Source organism: Actimicrobium sp. CCC2.4 (assembly GCF_034347385.1).
Lineage (GTDB): Bacteria > Pseudomonadota > Gammaproteobacteria > Burkholderiales > Burkholderiaceae_D > Actimicrobium.
Window position 1 is genome coordinate 1,311,527 of record NZ_CP133777.1, and the last position, 18,796, is coordinate 1,330,322.

An 18,796-nucleotide genomic window follows, 5' to 3' on the forward strand; every position below is an offset into this window, starting at 1 on the left:
ACGATGCAATCCATCACCCAGTTGCTGTCCACCCTAGGCGTCGACCCGACGCTGTATCAAGGCCACGAAGATGGCAATGCACTGCCTTGCTTGAGTCCGGTGACCGGTGCCGTCCATGCGACGCTGCGCACCGATAGCCCGGCGCAAGTCACGCAAAAAATCACCCGCGCGCAGGCCGCGTTTGCGCATTGGCGCACGGTGCCGGCACCGCGTCGCGGCGAATTGATCCGCCTGTTCGGCGATGAGTTGCGTACCCACAAGGAAGCACTGGGCGGCATCGTCACGCTCGAAGCCGGCAAGATCCTGCAGGAAGGCCTGGGCGAAGTGCAGGAAATGATCGATATTTGCGACTTCGCGGTCGGCCTGTCGCGCCAGCTGTATGGCCTGACGATTGCGTCCGAGCGGCCCGGCCACCGGATGATGGAAACCTGGCATCCGCTGGGGGTGATCGGCGTGATTTCAGCGTTCAATTTTCCGGTCGCGGTGTGGGCCTGGAATGCGACGCTGGCGCTGGTCTGCGGCAATAGCGTGGTCTGGAAGCCGTCCGAAAAAACCCCGTTGACGGCACTCGCCACGCACGCCTTGTTCATGAAAGCCGTCGCACGTTTCGGCAGCGATGCGCCCGAGGGCTTGACCGAACTGATCATCGGCGGGCGCGATTGCGGCACGGCGCTGGTCGATGACAAGCGCGTACCGGTCATCAGCGCCACCGGCAGCACGCGCATGGGACGCGATGTCGCAGCGCGCTGTGCGCAGCGGCTGGCGCGCACCATCCTTGAACTGGGTGGCAACAATGCAATGATCGTCGCGCCCAGTGCCGACCTCGACATGGCCGTGCGCGGCATCGTGTTTTCGGCCGTCGGCACGGCCGGTCAGCGCTGCACCAGCCTGCGCCGGCTGTTCGTCCACGCCGGCATTTACGACACCCTGCTGCCGCGTCTGAAAAAAATCTATGCCGCGCTACCGGTCGGTAATCCGTCCGATCCGGCCACGCTGGTCGGGCCGCTGATCGATGTGGCGGCGTTCGATGCGATGCAAGTGGCGCTGGACACGGCGCGCGCCGAGGGCGGCATCGTCTCGGGCGGCCGGCGTGCCGAAGTCGCCGGCGGCGAAGGCGGGCAGTACGTCCATCCGGCGCTGGTCGAGATGCCGATGCAGTCAGCCATCATGCACCACGAAACCTTCGCGCCCATCCTGTACGTGGTTCGCTACGACACGCTGGACCAGGCCATCGCCTTGAACAACGCGGTGCCGCAAGGCTTGTCATCGAGCCTGTTCACCACCGATCTGCGCGAAGCCGAAACCTTTCTTGGCGCGACCGGCAGCGACTGCGGTATCGCCAACATCAACATCGGTCCCAGCGGTGCTGAAATCGGCGGTGCCTTCGGCGGTGAAAAAGACACCGGCGGCGGACGCGAGTCCGGCTCGGATGCCTGGAAAGGCTACATGCGGCGTGCCACCAACACGATCAATTACAGCAATGCCCTGCCGCTGGCGCAGGGCATCAGCTTCGACCTGTAGGAGTAGCGATCATGCGCATAGCCTTGCCTGCATTCGGAGAAGTACTGGTCGATCGCGGTCGCCGCGAACGTTTGCGCAGCAGCGTCAACGGTTGTCGTTCACTCTCACAGGATTTTTTCATGAGCACCAGCAACAGCAATCTGGCCAATCTGGTCGAAAAAGTTATCGGTGCCGACGGTGCCGCCCGGGTCTACCGCTTGCTGACCATCCCGGCTGTCTTTGCCAGCTGGGAATGCGGCCAGGTCTCGCGCAAGGAAATGGCGCAGGCACTCAACATGGTGCTGTTCCATGACCTGTTGCAGCGGGTGCCGAGCGGGCGTCGCTATACCGAAGAAGTGGCGGCCCGTGGCGACAAGGTCTGGCACGATCATGGCGCGCTGCGCACCGTACGCTGGCCCGGCAACGGCGCGCTGCCGCCGGGCGAAAGTGCCTTCACGCGCTTGCTTGAACCGCTCGGTTACCGGCTCAATGGCGTGTTTCCGCTGGGGCGCATCGGCATGACCGGGCGCTCGTATGCGCAGCAGGATTGTCCCGACCAGATCGCCCAGTTCTTTGTCAGCGAACTGCATCCGGAAAAATTTTCGGTACCGTTCCAGGACGCCGTGACGCGGGTGGTATCGACCTCGCGCGACCCGCTGTCACCGAAGGCACACTGGCTGCTGCATGAGCTGGGACGTGATAACCGGCTGTCGGTGACCGACGCGATTTCATTGCTGGCGGAATTGCAGGGATGCTTCGCGTGCCAGCATGCGCCGCCCGCATTGGCCGACTACGAACTGCTGCGTGCCGAATCGGCAGAGATGGCCTGGATCGCCACCGAGGGCAACACCTTCAATCATGTGACCGACCGGGTGGCCGATGTCGCGCAGGTGGCCTTGCAGCAAAAAGTCTTGAAGCGGCCGATGAAGGAAACCGTCGAAGTCTCGCAAAGCGGCCGGATACGCCAGACCGCCTTCCTTGCCGATAGCGTGGTGCGCCGCTTTGTCGCCGCCGATGGCACGCTGGTCGAGCGCGACGTGCCGGGCAGCTTTTACGAGTTCATTTCGCGCGATTGCATCGATGGTAGTGACCAGCTCGATCTGGGTTTCGATGCCGGTAATGCACAGGGCATCTTCAAGATGACGGCGTCCTGAGCCGGGTTATTGCAGCGACAGCGCAATAGCCATGTCCTGACCCCAGTTGGCCGGCAACTTGAAGTACGGATCCGGCATCGTCAGCGTCGTCACAAATAGCCCGCCAATGCCGCGCGAGCTGTTGATCTTCATGACGGCGGCCATGTTGGAGCGCGGGCTGCTGTGAACGATGCTGATGAACCGTTCGGCCGGATATTTGGCTTGCCATGTCGGCACGACCTGGCGTTTGAAGCGTTGCAGCGTGTCTTCGAAAACCACGAATTTGTCGGCCAGCGGCAAGCTCAGGTAGCGTTCCGGCACGCTAGTGCCGGGGTTGCCGGTGACGGTGAATTTGGGTGACAGGCCCTTGATGTAGCCGTACACCGACTGGTAATACTGCACGTTGGCAGCGCTGCTGTCATTGGTCATCTCGTCAATGAAAAAGCCATCGACCTTGTAGAACGCCAGATAGGTATTGATGTCTTTGGTCACATCCGACAGGCGGCGCTTGCCGTACGACGACGAGACATACGCGATCACTTTGCCGCCGGAAGCATGCAGGCTGGCGATGGCTTTCACGTAGTTCTGGTCAAGCGTGGTGCCGGGACCGCTGTTGGGATTGACGATGGCGGTGGTTGGCATTTTTTTGGCCAGCACGTTCAGGCTGGCCCACGCTACGCTGTTCGGGCTGGGGTAAAAATAGGCGGGTACGACCGCTTCGCGGACAATCGCGCTGTGGGCGGTGACCGGGCACAGGACGAAAGCCATCACGGCAAACATCGCCCGCGTTACGCGGTGCATTAAAAAAGAAGGAAGTGTCATGACTGCGCCTTTTATCCGGGACGTCTTCTGGGCGTCCGGATGGTTGGCCTGCCAGCGGGATGCTGTCAGGTAGCTGGCTGACTTCCGGAGAAGTCCCTGTAGCTTTGCGTCGCTGGATTGCTCCAGGTTTGCGGAGTTACTGTTAATTTTGCTGCTGGACGTAAATTATCATAAATTTCCGTGTGGAAATCTTTTTGTGCGCATATTCTCCCCCTGCGCATTGTTGATGACTTTTTTGTAGAGCTTGTCCCGCCATGTTTCTGTCCATTCCCCACCGTCTGCAAGGTATCTTTGCGCTGCTCATTGTTACGCTTGTCTGGGGCACGACTTTCCCTGCAATGAAGGATCTGACCGCCCATTTTTCAGCGGTCTGGATCATCCTTGTGCGCTTTGCGATGGCGGGCTTGCTGCTGTCGCCGTTCCTGTGGCGGGCACGCTGGCGCGATTGCCTGCCCGGTGCGCTGCTGGGTGTGACGCTGTTCCTGTGCTACATGCTGCAACTCGAAGGCCTCGCACTGACCACCTCGAACCGCAATGCCTTCGTGACCGGACTCAATGTACTGGTGGTGCCGTTGTTGGGCCTGCTGGCGGGCAAGGCACCGGAGCGGCGCATCGTGATCGCGATTGCGCTTGCCATCGTCGGGCTGTTTGCGCTGTGCTGGGATGGCGGAGCCTGGGGCTACGGCGACAACCTGGCCTTGACCGGTGCCTTCTTTTTTGGTGTCTACGTAAAGTTGCTCGAGGTGCTTACCCGGCGTGCCAGCAGCCTGATGGTGCTGACCACGGTGCAGATTCTTGTCGTTGCGCTGTGCGCCGCGATCTGGCTGGTGGTGTGGGAGTTGCCGCGTCATCCGGTCGACTGGATCGTGGTGGCGTCGTCAATGCGATCCGATGTGGTGAACTTTCTTTACCTGGGTCTGGTCGCCACGGCGGCGATCATTTCATTGCAAACCTGGGGGCAGCGGCACAGCAGCGCCAACGAAGCGGCGGTGATCTATGCCTTCGAGCCGGCCTGTGCGGCGATTGCCGCGTATTTCTGGCTCGGCGAGATGATGACCTGGCGCGGTTTGCTCGGCGCGGCATTGCTGATTGCCGGGATGATCGTCAGCCAGTGGAGTTCGCCGGGGCGCAGTCGCAAGCCGTTGACGGGTTGAACCTGTCCTGTTATGCGCGCTTCGCATAACTGATATCCAAAATGAGAATTGGCACAGGAGAAGGTCGATCGTTATAGTTTGCCTTGTCTCCTCTATGTCTACCCAAATTGATATAGATTTTGCCCACTTTCGAGTGGGCATTTTTTTTGCCCGGGTGCGATGAGTACCGTTCGCCCTGAGCTTGTCGAAGACTTACGGAGCGCATGGTGCAATGCCCTTCGGTTATTGCACTCTACGCATCTGCCGATCGCTTTGCTCTTGGTCGCCTCGTCCCTCCGCCATGAATTCAGGTCCAAATTTGGCAAACTTGACAAGGGCACCCGTGAGCAGCCGGTGAGCGGGACGGATGCGAATTTCATCGCCAACGCGCACGATGTCGACGTCGATGTCAGTGCGTTCATAGGCGAGTTCGGCGGGGATGCGAATTGCCTGAGAGTTACCGACGTTAAACGCTTTGGTGATATGCATTCTTTCCTCGCGTGGTGTGTGCTTAGGTGGATACGTCATACCGACTATCCCGCCTTTTTCATGTCAGTGGCTTACGCGCGCGTAAGATCGTCGCCACTTCACCGCTCCAAATCCAGATACCGCCACGTCGTCAGCATCACCGGATGGCGCTGGTAATGACGCAGCCACGGTTGCTGCACATCGGCCGACACCGGATGCGTGCGCAGCACCCAGGGTGCATAGCCTTGTACCAGCCGGTTCATATCCCGATACAGCAGGTTGCGCGCCGGCGAGTCCGGCAATTGCTGCGCCTGTTCGTACAGCCGGTCGAATGCCGGTAAGCGGAAGCGGGCGCGGTTCGCCGAGCCGGCGTTCGGGCCGTACAGCAGCTGGTAAAAATTCTCGCCATCGGGGAAGTCGGCGATCCATTCGGCTTCCAGCAGTTGCACCTGGCCGAGCCGCGCGGCTTTCAGCAGGTCGGTAAATTTGCCGCTGGTGAAGACCACCCGGATACCGATGGCTTTCAGGCTGCGGCTCCACAATTCGTCGCGCAAACGCCCGGTGGTCGAGGCCAGCGTGTGCATCGTCAGCGTCAGCGGTGACCCGTCGGGTTGTTCGCGCCAGCCATCGCCGTCCCGGTCGCGATAGCCGAAGCGTTCGAGCAGTGCGCGGGCCAGTGCCGGGTCATAGCCGGCATCGCTGCGCAGCGCGGCGTCGTAGCCGAATACGTTCGGTGGCAGCGGCGACTCGGCGGGAATGGCCAGTCCTTTTGACAGCACGCGAATATCTTCGGCGCGGTCGTAGCTGTAGCCGATCGCGCGGCGCAGCGCAATTTGCGGCAACGCGTAGCCGCCCAGCACCGGGTCTTCCATGTTCATCCACAGGTAATCGAGCGACATCGCCGGTGTCAGTGCCAGCGTGATGCCCTGGCTGGCCAGCGCGGGTTTCAGCTGGCCCTGTTCGAGCACCATGCCCGAGAGCGGTGCCGGCACCGGTTCGAGGTAGTCGATATCGCGATTCAGAAAAGCCAGCACGCGGGCTTGCTGTTCTTCCAGCACGCGGACATCGATGTGGCCGATCAGCGGCAGCGAGCGAGCGTGCAATGCGCGCGCGATGGCCGGATTGCCGGATGCACTGTCATCGAAAACGGTCCGCCGGTAATCGGGATTGGCGTCGAGCAGCAAGCGGCTGTTGCGCTGCCATTCGCGCAGCAGATACGGTCCGGTACCGATCGGGAAGGCGGTGCGCGCAGCGATGGTTTCGTGTGCCACCACTGACAGTGCCGGCATCGCGAGGATGTACAGAAAATTATTGTCCGGCCGATTGAGCACGATGCGCAGCGTGTGGCTGTCGGGCGCCGTCAGGCCGGCAATCGGGCGCATCGGATCGAACTTGCCTTGTGTGAGCGCGGTGTCGCCGGCCAGTTTGCCATCGAGTAAAAACAGCCACGGCGACTTCAGTGCCGGATCGTAATGGCGTTGCATGCTGTAGATCAGGTCGGTCGCGACCAGTTCGCGCGGCTTGCCGCCAAAGGCAGGATCGGGCGTGAAACGGATGCCACGCTGCAGCGTGAGCGTGTAGGTAGTGCCGTCGGCGCTGATGGTGGGCATCGCCGTCGTCAGGTTCGGTCGTAAGGCCAGCGGGCGCGCCAGATAGTCGTAGCGCAGCGGCGCATCGAAGATGTTTTCGATCAGGCTCAGCGTGTTGATGTCGGAGGCTTGCGCGGGATCGAGCACGGTCTCGCCGTTTTGCAGGACGACATGCAAGGTCTTGTTCATGTCGGCAGCGGTGGCCGGGAGACTCAATAAAACAAGGCACGCAGCGAGATAGCGCACAGCCAGGGAATGCACAGCAGTCATGGTAAAAAAAGGAAAAAGTGAACCCGGACGGGCCGGCCACTGTAGCGCAGTTTGGCGCGCCTGCGCAGCCGGTTGGCGGGTTTGGCTACGCATGGCAAAAAACGACTACCCTGTGATTCCGGTGCTGCGGCAATGGGCCCCTGTCAAACCACTTTCTCCGAGGATGTCCTGATGAAAAATAAGCACGTTGCCCATCGTTTGCTGTTTGCCGCCTGCTGCGCGCTGGGCCTGTCACCGGCGATTGCGGCCGGTCCTGCCACGGTCACGATCACGCCTCTGGGCAGTCATGACGGCGAAGTCTGTGCCGCCGACCGGGCGCTGATTTTTGAAGATCCGGATGGCACGCGCATCCTGTACGACGCCGGTCGCACGGTACGCGGCGGCAGCGATCCGCGTCTCGGCAAGATCGACGCCGTCTTGCTGAGCCACGTCCACGGCGACCATCTGGGCGACCGTCACCAGCCGTCCGCCAATGCCGGCACCTGCGGCGCACCGGATTTTTCAGTGAAGAGCACGCCGTCGTCGATCACCGAAGACATCGTGCTGGCGCAGAAAGCCAAGCTGTTTGTCGGTGGGGAAATGGGCAGCTTCTTTTCGCGTCGCATCAAGGCCGCCGGCGGCACGGCTGATCAGGTCAAGGTAGTGCGCTTCGGCGGACAAAGCCAGCTCGGTGGCGTGCGTATTGCCAGCGTGCCGGCGGCCCACTCGAACGGACTCGATCCTGTCTTCATGGAATCGGGCCATGCCGATGCACTGGCGGCCAACGGACTGACGGCCTACGTCGGTCCGGCTGGCGGTTACGTGGTGACATTTTCGAACGGGCTGGTGGTGTACCTGTCGGGTGACACCGGCATCATCGCCGACCAGGACATGGTGGTGCGGCGCTTCTACAAACCGACGCTGGCGGTGCTCAATATTGGCGGCACCTTTTCGACCGGACCGGTCGAAGCGGCCTACGTGATCAACGATCTGGTCAAGCCGAATGCGGTGATCGCTTCGCATGCCAACGAGGCCACCACGAAAGACGGCAAGCTATTGCCGGGTACCCGCACCATGGAATTCAAGTCCGCCGTCAAGGTACCGACCTATCTGCCGGTCAGCGGCAAACCGATGTCGTTCACCGCTGACGGCAAGTGCGTAGCGGGTTGCTAATCAGCGGGCGGCACTGAAGCGGGCTTCGGCATCGCGGAAGGTCGCCCGCACCTGCTCGATATCGTAGGCTTGCTCCTGCAACGTCTCGTGATCCCATTGGCGACGCGGTTCGTGCGGCTCGAAGAAGTTGCCGGTGTAGACGTGGATCGCGCAGCTCATCCGACCCAGCGGATTGAGCACCGAATGAATGATGTCGCGCCCGAGCGTGGCGACCTCGCCGGCACCGAGCGATTTGGCGCCGGCCGCCTCGATCGATCCTGGCGTACGACGCCAGAAAATATTGTCTTCGCGGCCTTCGTAGATGCCGATCACGGCCGTCATCTGGTGATTGTGCGGCAGCAGGCTCATGCACGGGGCCCAGACAAAATTGATGATGGTCAGTTCCTCCGAGCGGTACAACGGCGTGATGCCGGCATGCTGCGGTTCGCCCAGTTCAGCCATCAATGCGGCGCGTTGCGATACTGCTTCGGCAACGACTTCCCGCAAGGCCACCTGGCCGCTGGCTGCGGCCACTTTGCAGTCTTCGATAAATTGGTCTTTGGCGAACATGGTGGTGTTCCTTTCAGAATATTCAGGATTATTTCATCGGTTGCGGCGTTTGTTCCAGCAACGTCGCTAGCGAAGTCTTCCACAGCCTGGCCTGAAACGCCGTGCCATGCCCGGCCGTCAGGTCGCTGCCGGGAATGAGCAGCATCCGGGCGTTTTTGATGCGCGGCAGGGCGCTCTCCATGATGCCCAGCTCAGGCGGATTGCGTTCGTCATCGGCCGAGTTGATCGCCAGCAGCGATGCGGTGATGCGTTCGAGTCCGGCCGACGGATCGTAGTCGGCCGAGGATTCCCATTGATACAGCACGTCGTTGGCATCGGCCGGAAAGGGTGCACCCAGTCGTGCATCGAGCAGCGCATCGGCTTTGGCACGCGTCGGTGCGGCTTTCTGCAGCGCCTGGCTGCCGCCATTGGTGGCCAATCCGAAAAATACCGAGGCCAATTGCGCACTGCGCGGCTGGGTCGTGTAATTGCCGTTCATCCAGGCCGGGTCCGTGCGGATCGTGTCGATGATCAGCCGGCGCAGCATCCAGTTGCGTCCCGCCATCGCCGTCGGCAGCGACGCCATCGGCACCGCGATATCCATCATCGCCGGATACTTCTGCGCATAAATCCAGGTCTCCATGCCGCCCATCGAATAACCCAGCACCATCCGCAGATGCGCGACGCCGAGGTGCTCGGTCACCAGCCGGTGCTGTGCATCGACCATGTCTTCGGTACTGTAGCGCGGGAAGCCGGCGCGCAGGCCATCGGAGGGTTTGCTCGATTTTCCGTGGCCGATCGCGTCCGGCAGGATCACGTAATAGCGGCTCGCATCGAGCGGCTGGCCGGGGCCGAACAGCTCGCCACCGAACTGCGGTGCGAGCAGGCTGGCCCCGGATTGTGTGGTGCCATGCAGCAGCAGGACCGGGATACCGGTGGGCGCACCGATGGTCCGGTAGTGCAGCTTGAGTTCGGGCAGCACCACGCCGGAACGGAAACGGAAGTCGCGCAAGGTCCAGTTGCCTTCGGCCGGTGCCGGAAAGTCGGCGGCCAGCAGTGGCAGTGTTGCCAGCGCAAGGACTGCACCTAGCAGGATGCGGGCAGGGGTCAGGGAAGATGTCATGCCGGAGGCTTTCAAAATGGAGCGAGGGGCCAGCGTACTGGTTGGCCCGTACTATGTCTAGAAAGTAATAAGTTGCGGCGCAGCATGCTGCTGCCGGCGTCGACTTCAATCCGGTTTCCGATCGCCTGCGTAGTTGCAGTGATACTGTGCGTCGTCAATAGTCAACCCGAGGAGACCACCGTGGCCACCGATTCACTGCGCATGCCGGCCATCTTCATCCCGCATGGTGCTGGTCCGTGCTTTTTCATGGACTGGAATCCGGCCGATGCCTGGACCCGCATGGCGGATTTCCTGAAGGGCCTGTCGAGCTCGCTGCCGCAGCGTCCGGGCGCCATCGTGCTGGTCTCGGCGCACTGGCTGGCGCCGGCGTTCAGTGTCACCGGCGCGGCGCGGCCGTCGCTGATTTACGACTATTCCGGCTTTCCGCCGGACACGTACACGCTGACCTATCCGGCACCGGGCGAGCCGGCACTGGCGCAGCGCATCGCCACACTGCTGGCGCAGGTGCAGTTGCCGGCACAGGTCGATCCGCTTCGTGGCTTCGACCATGGCGTGTTCATTCCGCTCAAGCTGGTGTTTCCCGACGCCGACATCCCGGTCGTGCAACTGTCGCTGCGCAGCGACCTCGATCCGCTCGCCCATCTGCAGGCCGGACAGGCATTGGCGGCGTTGCGTGACGAAGGCGTCCTCATCGTCGGCAGCGGCATGAGTTTTCATAACATGCGTGGCTACGGCGATCCGCGCTTCGGACCGGTCTCGGACGAGTTCGATCACTGGCTGACAGCGGCAGTCGAAGCCGCACCCGACACGCGCTGGCAAGCGCTGACCGGTTGGGCCCACGCCCCATCGGCGCGCCAATCGCATCCGCCGCGCGCCGAAGAACACCTGCTGCCGCTGATGGTCGTGGCCGGTGCTGCGCAGGGCGATGCGGGCCGGAAGGTGTTTTCGGATCGGGTGCTTGAGACTACGCTGTCGGCTTTTCGCTTTGGCTGAAGCGGAGCGCACTGATCATCAATGCCGACGAAGCAGACGGGCAGCTTGCTGATACGGCAGCAATAAAACGCCTGGTCGACTCCCAGGCATGGCACGAAGCTGATCGGGCTTGTTTCGCGAAGCATAGCTGTGTATGTTGTATATACATACGTTAAAAGGAGATTTCCCATGTTGACCCGGGTTTTCAAGAGCGGTAATTCGCTGGCGGTGCGCATTCCAAAGGAATTGGGCTTTGTGGATGTGGCGCAGGACATTGACGTCGAACGTGTCGGCAACACGCTGGTGTTGCGGCTGGTTACACAAGACACGCTGGCCGATATCGGCGATATTTTTGCGATGTTCAGTCCGGATTTCATGGCCGACGGGCGCGAATTCCATGCCGAGCGGGACCGTGCATGGCCGGATACCGCGGTCGACGAGCCGGGGTGACGCATGCGCTACATGCTCGATACAAATATTTGTATTTACCTGATCAAGAATCATCCGCCACGGGTGCTGCAGCGACTGTCGCGCCTGGCGCAAGGTAGTGCAGTCATGTCGGTACTGACCTATGCCGAATTGCGTGCCGGACTGGAAATGCAGTCACCCAGTCGGACCCACAATGAGCAGGTGCTGGCGTTGTTGATCAGTCGTATTCCGGTGCTGCCGTTTTCGGAGCGTGATGCCGGGCAGTTCGGCATCCTGCGTGCCGCCGTGCGTGACCGCAGCCGCGACTGCATGGACCGGCTGATTGCCGCGCACGCCATCAGTGTCGGGCTCACGCTGGTAACCAATAACGAAGCTGATTTCGCCGGTTACCCCGGCCTCGTTCTGGAAAACTGGGCGGCCGAACCGTGATCGATCGTGTCACTGTGATCCCGGCTGCCGGCTAGCTCGCCATGCCCCTCTCCCGCCTAGCCCCGCTGTCCCTGCAATCACCAATACGCATCCAGCTGATCACCATCGGCGACCCGCACAGCATCACGCTGGCCGGGCTGGTGCAGCCATTGCGTCTGGCCGGACAGCTGCTCGGTGCCGCTCGCTTGCAACTCACCATCACCGGTCCCGACAGCGTCAGTGCAGCCGCCGACCTGAGCTTGCTGGTGGCCGATGACGTGCCGGTGGCGCCGGCCAACCTGCGCGAACTGATCGCGACGTGTCGCCAGTCGGCTTGCTGGGGTGCGGTCGGCACGGCCGTGCTGTGGCTGGTGCGTGCCGGGGCGCTCGATGGCGTGCGTGCCGCGCTGCCCTGGGCGCTGTATCCGGCACTGCTCGGCGACGACGACGATGCCGAACGCGCGATCCTGACCCCGCATCTGTACGAATGCGATGGCCCGGTGCTGACCTGCTGCGGTGGCGCGGCCAGCATTGATTTCGCACTGACGCTGATCGAGCACATCTGGGGTGCGGCACTGGCCGCGCAATTACGCGAAGCCCTCTGTATCGAGCGCGTGCGCGCGCCGGCCGAGCGTCAGCGGCAGGCGCTGCAGGCACGCTTCGGCATGCTGCAACCCAAACTGTCCGAAGCCGTCGCGCTGATGGAAGCCAACCTCGAAGAGCCGCTTGGTGCCGACGACATCGCCAGCCTGGTCGGCCTGTCGCGTCGCCAGCTCGACCGCCTGTTCAAGCAGCATCTGGCTAGCATGCCATCGCGCTATTACCTCGATTTGCGGCTGCAGCAGGCCCGCCGGCTGCTGCTGGAATCGAACCAGTCGATCGTGCAGGTCGGGCTGTTGTGCGGGTTTTCGTCGGGCTCGCATTTTTCGACCGCGTATGGAACGCTGTTCGGCATCACGCCGCGCGAGCAGCGGCAGCGGCGGGGGTGATGTTGCACCGGATGCACTCCGGTGATTTTGTGAAAAACCGCGTCCCATTTTGAAAAGACCCCGCCCGCTCCAGTGCCTATACTGGACCCAACTACTTGACGGAGTTGCGCATGAACGATTTGCCACGCACGCTGCATGAGACCACCGTTGCACCGGTGACCCGCCAGACTTTCGATGCCGTGATGGTGCCGACTTACGCCCCGACCACGATGGTGCCGGTGCGCGGGCTCGGCCTCGATGTATGGGACCAGACCGGCAAGCAGTATCTCGATTTCACGGCCGGCATCGCGGTCACCAGCCTCGGTCATGCGCATCCGGCCATCGTCGCGGCGCTGGTGCAGCAAGCCGGCCAGCTCTGGCATCTCGGCAATGGCTACACCAACGAACCGGTACTGCGGCTGGCGCGGGCACTGACCGAAGCCACTTTTGCCGACCGCGTATTTTTTTGCAACTCCGGTGCCGAAGCCAATGAAGCCGCCTTCAAGCTGGCCCGCAAATACGCCCACGAAAAATCCGGCCCGCAGCGTTCGCGCATCGTCTCTTGCGTCAATGCATTCCACGGTCGTACCTTGTTCACGGTCAGCGTCGGCGGCCAGCCCAAATATACCGAAGGATTCGCGCCGCTACCGGGCGGTATCACGCACATTCCATTCAACGATATCGATGCCGCCCGTGCCGCTGCCGGCGATGATGTCTGCGCGTTCGTCGTCGAGCCTGTGCAAGGCGAGGGCGGCGTGATGCCGGCCACCGCAGCCTATTTACAAGCGCTGCGTGCGCTCTGCGACGAGACCGGCGCGCTGCTTATTTTCGATGAAGTCCAGTGCGGCGTCGGTCGCACCGGCGCGCTGTATGCGTACATGAATTACGGCGTGGTGCCCGACATGCTGACCACCGCCAAGGCCCTCGGCAATGGCTATCCGATAGGCGCGATGCTCACCACCAGCGCGATCGCAGCGCACTTCGGACCCGGCGCACATGGCACCACGTACGGCGGCAATCCGCTGGCCTGTGCGGTGGCGCTGGCGGTGCTCGAGACCATCAACACACCGGCATTTCTATCCCGCGTCAACGAAGCCGCCGCGCTGTTGCGGCAAACATTGAACACCATCGCGAGCGATTATCCGCAGGTGTTTTCCGGCGTACGCGGCAGCGGCTTGATGCTGGGTATGGTGCTGGCCGACGGCTGGCGCGGACGCGCCAAAGAAATCAGCAAGGCCGCCGAGACCGAAGGCCTGATGGTGCTGATTGCCGGCATGGACGTACTGCGTTTTCTGCCGGCGCTGACCGTGTCGGATATCCAGATCGCACAGGCCGGTCAGCTGCTGCGGCGCGCGCTCGATCAGCTGGCCGGCGCATGACGACCTCAGCGATGCTGGTGCGACCGGCCGCCGAAGCCGACATCGCCGCGCTGGTCACGCTGGCCGCCGGTGCCACCGCCGGCGTGCATACACTGCCCAAAACCCGCGCTGCGATCGAGCGGTCGGTCGAGCGCTCGATTGCCTCTTTCGCTGCCGATGTTGACATGCCGGCCGACGAGTCCTACACCTTTGTGCTCGAAGACAGCCGCAGCGGCGCGCTGCTCGGCACGGCTGCACTGGCCGCGACGGCCGGCACCAATGGCACCTTCTTTGCGTTTCGCAACGACGTGATGCAGCAGGTCTCGCGCGACCTCAACATCAGCCACAGCGTGCATGCACTGACCTTGTGTTCGGGCCTGACCGGACATTCGCAACTCTCCAGTTTTTATGTCGCCAATGCCGATCCGGCTAGCGCCGCGCTGCTGTCACGCGCACGGCTGATGTTTGCGGCGGTCGCACCGCATCGCTTCGGCGACCGCTTTTTTGCCTCGCTGGCCGGCGTCACCGACCAGGCCGGCCATTCGCCGTTCTGGGAAGCGCTGGGCCGCAAGTTTTTCCAGATCGATTTTCTGGAGGCCGAACGCCTGATCGACGGTGGCCGCAACCGCAGCCTGATCATCGAACTGATGCCGCACTATCCGGTCTACGTGCCGCTGCTGCCGGGCGATGCGCAAGCCGCGATGGGCCAGGTGCATGTTGAGGGCGAACTGCCGCTGCAGATCCTGACCGACGAGGGTTTCGAAGCCGACGAGTTCATCGATATCTTCGATGGCGGCCCTATCCTGCAGGCGCACAAGCATGCATTGCGTGCATTCACCGGCTCGCGCCAGCGCCGCGTGATGGGTTCCGGCGGCAGCGCCGAAACCGCGACTTACCTGGTCAGCAATATCCACCAGCAGCAGTTCCGCGCGGTGCTGTGCGCCGCGCCGGCCATCGATACCTCGGACAGCATTGCGCTGTCGGCCGAGGCGCGACGCAGCTTGCAGGTCGCCCCCGGTGACACCGTCCATTGCGTGAAATTATGACGACGCCATTACTGCATCCCGGCCACTGCGTGGTGCGCGCCATCCGCGAGCAAGACCTCGATGCCCTGATGACGATGGCCAGCCAGGTCGGTGGCGGCATGACCACGCTCAAGCCTGACCTGGCGATGCTGGGCAAGCGCGTCGAGATCGCCTGCGCCTCGTTCGCCGGACAGATCGCCGCCGAACAGCGCGATTACCTGTTCGTGATGGAAGACACGCGCGATGGCCGGTTGGTCGGCGTCTGCGCGATCAAGGGCGCGGTCGGCCTCGACGAGCCGTTCTATAACTACCGGATCGGCACGCTGGTCCATTCCAGCGCCGAGCTCAATATCTTTTCAAGGATGGACACGCTGTATCTGTCCAACGACCTCACCGGCAGCGCCGAACTGTGTTCGCTATTCCTGCATCCGGATTACCGCACAGGCAGCAACGGCAAGCTGCTGTCGAAGAGCCGCTTCCTGTTCATCGCCCAGTTCCCGCACCTGTTCCCGGCGCGGCTGATCGCCGAGATGCGCGGTTTCCAGCGCGCCGATGGCACCTCGCCGTTCTGGGATCATCTCGGCCAGCATTTTTTCCGGATGGACTTCGACCGCGCCGACGACCTCAGCAGCCTCGGCAAAAAATCCTTCATCGCCGAACTGATGCCGCGCCATCCGCTCTACGTGGCCTACCTGCCGGCGGTGGCGCAGGAAGTCATCGGCATGGTGCATGTCGATACCGCGCCGGCGCGCCGTCTGCTGGAACAGGAAGGCCTGCATTACGAAGGCTATGTCGACATCTTCGATGCCGGTCCGGTGCTGCAGGCGCGCATCAGTGAATTGCGTGCGATCCGCGAAAGCACGCTGGCCATCGTCGATGCGACAGAGCCACCCGACACCGACCGCGCCATCCTGGTCGCCAACACGACGATGCACGACTTCCGCGTCATCGCCGCGCAGTCGCTGAACCGGCACGAACACATCGCGCTGTCGGCGCTGGACCGTCAGTTACTGGCCTGCGAGCCGGGCGATCCAGTGCGCACGATGTCCCTCAATTCGAGCAGAAAGTAAGCATGCACAGTCACTACATCAACGGCGAATGGATCAGCGGCAGCGGTGCCGATCTGGTCGTCATCAATCCCGCCAGCGGCGCGCAGGTCTGGCAAGGCAAGCAGGCCGGGATCAATGAGATCGAGCGCGCCTGCCACGCCGCCCGCGCCGCCTTCACGAGCTGGTCAGCCACGCCGCTGGCAGAACGCATTGCGATTGCCGTGCGCTTTCGCGACCTGTTGCGCGAGCACGCCGAAGTGCTGGCGCAGACCATCGCGCAGGAAGTCGGCAAGCCCTTGTGGGAAGCCCGCACCGAAGTCGCCTCGATGGCGGCTAAGGTCGATATCTCGGTGCAGTCGCAGGCGGCCCGCACCGGCCACACTGCCGCCTCGGTAGCCGATGGTGTCGCCGTATTGCGGCACCGGCCGCATGGTGTTTTCGGCGTCTTCGGGCCCTACAATTTTCCGGGTCATTTGCCGAACGGGCACATTGTTCCGGCCCTCATCGCCGGCAATACGCTGGTTTTCAAACCGAGCGAATATGCACCGCAAACCGCGATCATGACGACGCGTCTGTGGGCCGAAGCCGGCTTGCCGGCCGGCGTGCTGAACCTGCTCAATGGCGCCCGCGAGACCGGTGCCGCGCTGGCGCAGGACGCGACGCTGGACGGCATCCTGTTCACCGGTAGTTACCAGACCGGCGTGCTGCTACACCGCCAGTTCGCCGGTCAGCCGGGCAAGTTGCTGGCGCTCGAAATGGGCGGCAACAATGCGCTGGTCGTGTGGGATGTGGCCGACCTCGATGCGGCGGTTCATCATGCGATTTTTTCGGCCTTCGTCAGCGCCGGCCAGCGCTGCACCTGTGCGCGCCGGCTGATCGTCGAGCAGGGCGAGCGCGGCGATGCGTTCGTCGCGCGACTGGTCGAGGTGGCTGCGGCCATCCGCACTGGTTCGCCCGATGCCGATCCGCCGCCGTTCATGGGGCCAGTCGTATCGGCGGCGATCGCGACGCGGTTGCTGGCCGCGCAGTCCGAACTGGTCGGACGCGGTGGCAAGACCTTGCTGGCCATGCGCCAGCTGGTGCCCGATACCGGCCTGCTGTCGGCCGGGATCATTGACATGACCGGGGTCGATGGCGTGCCCGATGACGAGTATTTCGGACCGCTGCTGCAAGTGCTACGGGTGCCGGATTTTGCGGCAGCGATTGCGGCCTCGAATGCCACCGGCTACGGCCTCGCGTCCGGCCTGCTGTCGGATGATCCGGCCTTATGGGCGCAGTTTCTCGACACCGCGCGCGCTGGCATCGTCAACTGGAACCGGCCTACCACCGGCGCGGCCAGCAGCGCGCCGTTCGGCGGCATCGGTAAGTCCGGCAACCACCGCGCCAGTGCGTATTACGCAGCTGACTATTGCGCCTATCCGGTCGCCTCGATCGAGAGCACGGTGCTGGCTTTGCCGGCGCAGTTGTCGCCCGGCTTAACTTTTTAAGAGGATGGCGATGCTGCCTGCACGCGAGTTCAACTTCGATGGCCTGGTCGGGCCATCGCACAATTACGCCGGCCTGTCCTTCGGCAATGTCGCGTCGTTCAACAACGTCAAGAGCGTCTCCAGTCCGAAGCAGGCAGCCTTGCAGGGATTGGCCAAAATGCGCGCGCTGGCCGCACGCGGTTTTGCGCAGGCCGTGCTGCCGCCGCAATGCCGGCCCAACTTCGCGCTGTTGCGCAGCATCGGCTTTGGCGGCAGCGATGCCGACGTGATTGCGGCGGCGTTTCGCGATGCGCCGGCCATCCTCGCCTCGGCCTATTCGGCCGCGCCGATGTGGAGCGCCAATGCCGCCACCGTCAGCCCGTCGGCCGATAGCGCCGACGGCCATGTCCATTTCACGGTCGCCAATCTGAACAGCAAGCTGCACCGCTCGTATGAGCAGGAGCAGACCGCCCGCACGCTGCGCGCGATCTTTGCCGATCCGGCGCACTTCACGGTGCACGATGCCTTGCCGGCGACACCGGCCTTTGGCGATGAAGGCGCGGCCAATCACACGCGGCTGGCGTCCGCGCATGGCGCAGCAGGCGTCGAAATGTTCGTCTACGGCCGGGTCGAATTCCAGCCCGATGCACCGGCCCCGAAACGCTTCCCGGCGCGCCAGACTCTCGAAGCCAGTCAGGCCGTGGCGCGTCTGCATGGCCTGGCACCGGAGCGCACCGTGTTCGTCGCGCAGGATCCGGCGGTGATCGATCTGGGCGTGTTTCACAACGACGTGATTGCAGTCGGCAATGGCAACGTGCTGTTTTATCACGCACAGGCGTTTCTCGATGAGCCGGGCACGCTGGCGGCCTTGCAGTTTGCGATGGCCAGTGCCGGCACGCAGCTGGTGCCGATCCGCGTCACGCGCAACGAGGTCGCGATCGATGATGCGATCAGCAGCTACCTGTTCAACAGTCAATTGCTGACGCGGCCGGATGGCCGGATGGCGCTGGTGGTGCCGCAGGAGTGCCGCGACAATGCTGCCGTGGCGCGTTACCTCGATGGACTGGTAGCTAGCGGCGGACCGATCGCCGAGCTGCTCAGTTTCGATCTGCACCAGAGCATGCGCAACGGCGGCGGTCCGGCCTGCCTGCGCTTGCGGGTGGCGCTGACCGGTGCCGAAGCAGCGGCGATGCATCAGGGCGTGATCATGACCGAGACCTTGTATTCCGAACTGGTGGCGTGGGTCGAACGGTATTATCGCGATGCGCTCGCACCGGCGGATCTGGCCGATCCGCAGCTGGCGATCGAAGTGATGACCGCGCTGGAAGCATTGGCAAAAATTCTGAATTTGCCGAACCTGTACGCGGCGAAACAGCGATAATGCGGCACCCGATTCGGCATCA

The 18,796-nt window shown here is 62.9% G+C and carries 18 protein-coding genes and 1 riboswitch; of the genes, 13 read left to right on the plus strand and 5 right to left on the minus strand.

The genetic code is table 11. The annotated features are described in order from the left end of the window. Window positions 1–3: 3 nt before the first annotated feature. Both RHM62_RS06100 and RHM62_RS06105 read left to right on the plus strand, forming a co-directional pair. Window positions 4–1,521: an aldehyde dehydrogenase family protein gene (locus RHM62_RS06100; protein WP_322124651.1), complete on the plus strand. Its 1,518-nt coding sequence runs from the start codon at window positions 4–6 to the stop codon at window positions 1,519–1,521. A gap of 119 nt (window positions 1,522–1,640) precedes the next feature. Then, window positions 1,641–2,654, plus strand: coding sequence for a DUF1338 domain-containing protein (locus RHM62_RS06105; RefSeq protein WP_416172314.1), 1,014 nt, complete (start codon window positions 1,641–1,643; stop codon window positions 2,652–2,654). A 6-nt stretch (window positions 2,655–2,660) separates the two neighbouring features. Here RHM62_RS06105 and RHM62_RS06110 read toward each other — a convergent pair whose 3' ends face one another. Further along, complete coding sequence (locus RHM62_RS06110; RefSeq protein WP_322124653.1) at window positions 2,661–3,455, minus strand: spherulation-specific family 4 protein; 795 nt, start codon at window positions 3,453–3,455, stop codon at window positions 2,661–2,663. Between the two features lie 65 nt (window positions 3,456–3,520). Beyond that, a riboswitch (cyclic di-GMP riboswitch) is annotated at window positions 3,521–3,598 on the minus strand. Between the two features lie 111 nt (window positions 3,599–3,709). Here RHM62_RS06110 and RHM62_RS06115 point away from each other — a divergent pair. Then, entirely contained in the window at window positions 3,710–4,609 is a 900-nt protein-coding gene (locus RHM62_RS06115) for a DMT family transporter (protein ID WP_322124654.1), read from the plus strand. Window positions 4,610–4,831: 222 nt separating this feature from the next. On the opposite strand, the gene RHM62_RS06120 is transcribed toward RHM62_RS06115, so the two are convergent. Both RHM62_RS06120 and RHM62_RS06125 read right to left on the minus strand, forming a co-directional pair. Further along, window positions 4,832–5,077: an AbrB/MazE/SpoVT family DNA-binding domain-containing protein gene (locus RHM62_RS06120; protein WP_322124655.1), complete on the minus strand. Its 246-nt coding sequence runs from the start codon at window positions 5,075–5,077 to the stop codon at window positions 4,832–4,834. Between the two features lie 98 nt (window positions 5,078–5,175). Further along, window positions 5,176–6,834, minus strand: a complete 1,659-nt coding sequence (locus RHM62_RS06125; protein ID WP_322124656.1) for an ABC transporter substrate-binding protein — start codon at window positions 6,832–6,834, stop codon at window positions 5,176–5,178. 252 nt (window positions 6,835–7,086) lie between these two features. On the opposite strand from RHM62_RS06125, the gene RHM62_RS06130 reads away from it, so the two are divergent. Continuing rightward, on the plus strand, window positions 7,087–8,067 hold the full coding sequence (locus RHM62_RS06130) for an MBL fold metallo-hydrolase (RefSeq protein WP_322124657.1): 981 nt from the start codon (window positions 7,087–7,089) through the stop codon (window positions 8,065–8,067). Here the strand turns inward: RHM62_RS06130 and RHM62_RS06135 are convergent, their stop codons facing one another. Beyond that, window positions 8,068–8,616 carry a hypothetical protein gene (locus tag RHM62_RS06135; protein ID WP_322124658.1) on the minus strand — a complete coding sequence of 183 codons (549 nt, stop codon included), beginning with the start codon at window positions 8,614–8,616 and terminating at the stop codon, window positions 8,068–8,070. It abuts the gene before it with no gap. Window positions 8,617–8,644: 28 nt separating this feature from the next. Beyond that, window positions 8,645–9,718, minus strand: coding sequence for an alpha/beta fold hydrolase (locus RHM62_RS06140; RefSeq protein WP_322124659.1), 1,074 nt, complete (start codon window positions 9,716–9,718; stop codon window positions 8,645–8,647). 201 nt (window positions 9,719–9,919) lie between these two features. On the opposite strand from RHM62_RS06140, the gene RHM62_RS06145 reads away from it, so the two are divergent. From RHM62_RS06145 to astB, 9 genes are all read left to right on the plus strand, one after another. Next, a complete protein-coding gene (locus RHM62_RS06145) occupies window positions 9,920–10,711 on the plus strand; it encodes a DODA-type extradiol aromatic ring-opening family dioxygenase (RefSeq protein ID WP_416172315.1) in 792 nt (263 codons plus the stop codon). A 168-nt stretch (window positions 10,712–10,879) separates the two neighbouring features. Then, on the plus strand, window positions 10,880–11,140 hold the full coding sequence (locus RHM62_RS06150; protein WP_322124661.1) for an AbrB/MazE/SpoVT family DNA-binding domain-containing protein: 261 nt from the start codon (window positions 10,880–10,882) through the stop codon (window positions 11,138–11,140). Between the two features lie 3 nt (window positions 11,141–11,143). Further along, complete coding sequence (locus RHM62_RS06155) at window positions 11,144–11,548, plus strand: type II toxin-antitoxin system VapC family toxin (protein ID WP_322124662.1); 405 nt, start codon at window positions 11,144–11,146, stop codon at window positions 11,546–11,548. Window positions 11,549–11,589: 41 nt separating this feature from the next. Continuing rightward, window positions 11,590–12,516, plus strand: a complete 927-nt coding sequence (locus RHM62_RS06160) for a GlxA family transcriptional regulator (RefSeq protein ID WP_322124663.1) — start codon at window positions 11,590–11,592, stop codon at window positions 12,514–12,516. 110 nt (window positions 12,517–12,626) lie between these two features. Then, window positions 12,627–13,874 carry an acetylornithine/succinylornithine family transaminase gene (astC, locus tag RHM62_RS06165; protein WP_322124664.1) on the plus strand — a complete coding sequence of 416 codons (1,248 nt, stop codon included), beginning with the start codon at window positions 12,627–12,629 and terminating at the stop codon, window positions 13,872–13,874. Then, window positions 13,871–14,899 carry an arginine N-succinyltransferase gene (locus RHM62_RS06170; RefSeq protein WP_322124665.1) on the plus strand — a complete coding sequence of 343 codons (1,029 nt, stop codon included), beginning with the start codon at window positions 13,871–13,873 and terminating at the stop codon, window positions 14,897–14,899. Before astC ends, RHM62_RS06170 begins: the two co-directional genes overlap by 4 nt. Beyond that, window positions 14,896–15,948 (plus strand): arginine N-succinyltransferase, encoded by a 1,053-nt coding sequence (gene astA / locus RHM62_RS06175; protein ID WP_322124666.1) that lies wholly within the window; start codon window positions 14,896–14,898, stop codon window positions 15,946–15,948. The genes RHM62_RS06170 and astA overlap by 4 nt, the downstream gene beginning before the upstream one ends. A gap of 2 nt (window positions 15,949–15,950) precedes the next feature. After that, complete coding sequence (gene astD / locus RHM62_RS06180) at window positions 15,951–17,414, plus strand: succinylglutamate-semialdehyde dehydrogenase (protein WP_322124667.1); 1,464 nt, start codon at window positions 15,951–15,953, stop codon at window positions 17,412–17,414. Between the two features lie 10 nt (window positions 17,415–17,424). Continuing rightward, window positions 17,425–18,774, plus strand: coding sequence for an N-succinylarginine dihydrolase (astB, locus tag RHM62_RS06185; RefSeq protein WP_322124668.1), 1,350 nt, complete (start codon window positions 17,425–17,427; stop codon window positions 18,772–18,774). Window positions 18,775–18,796 lie beyond the last annotated feature (22 nt).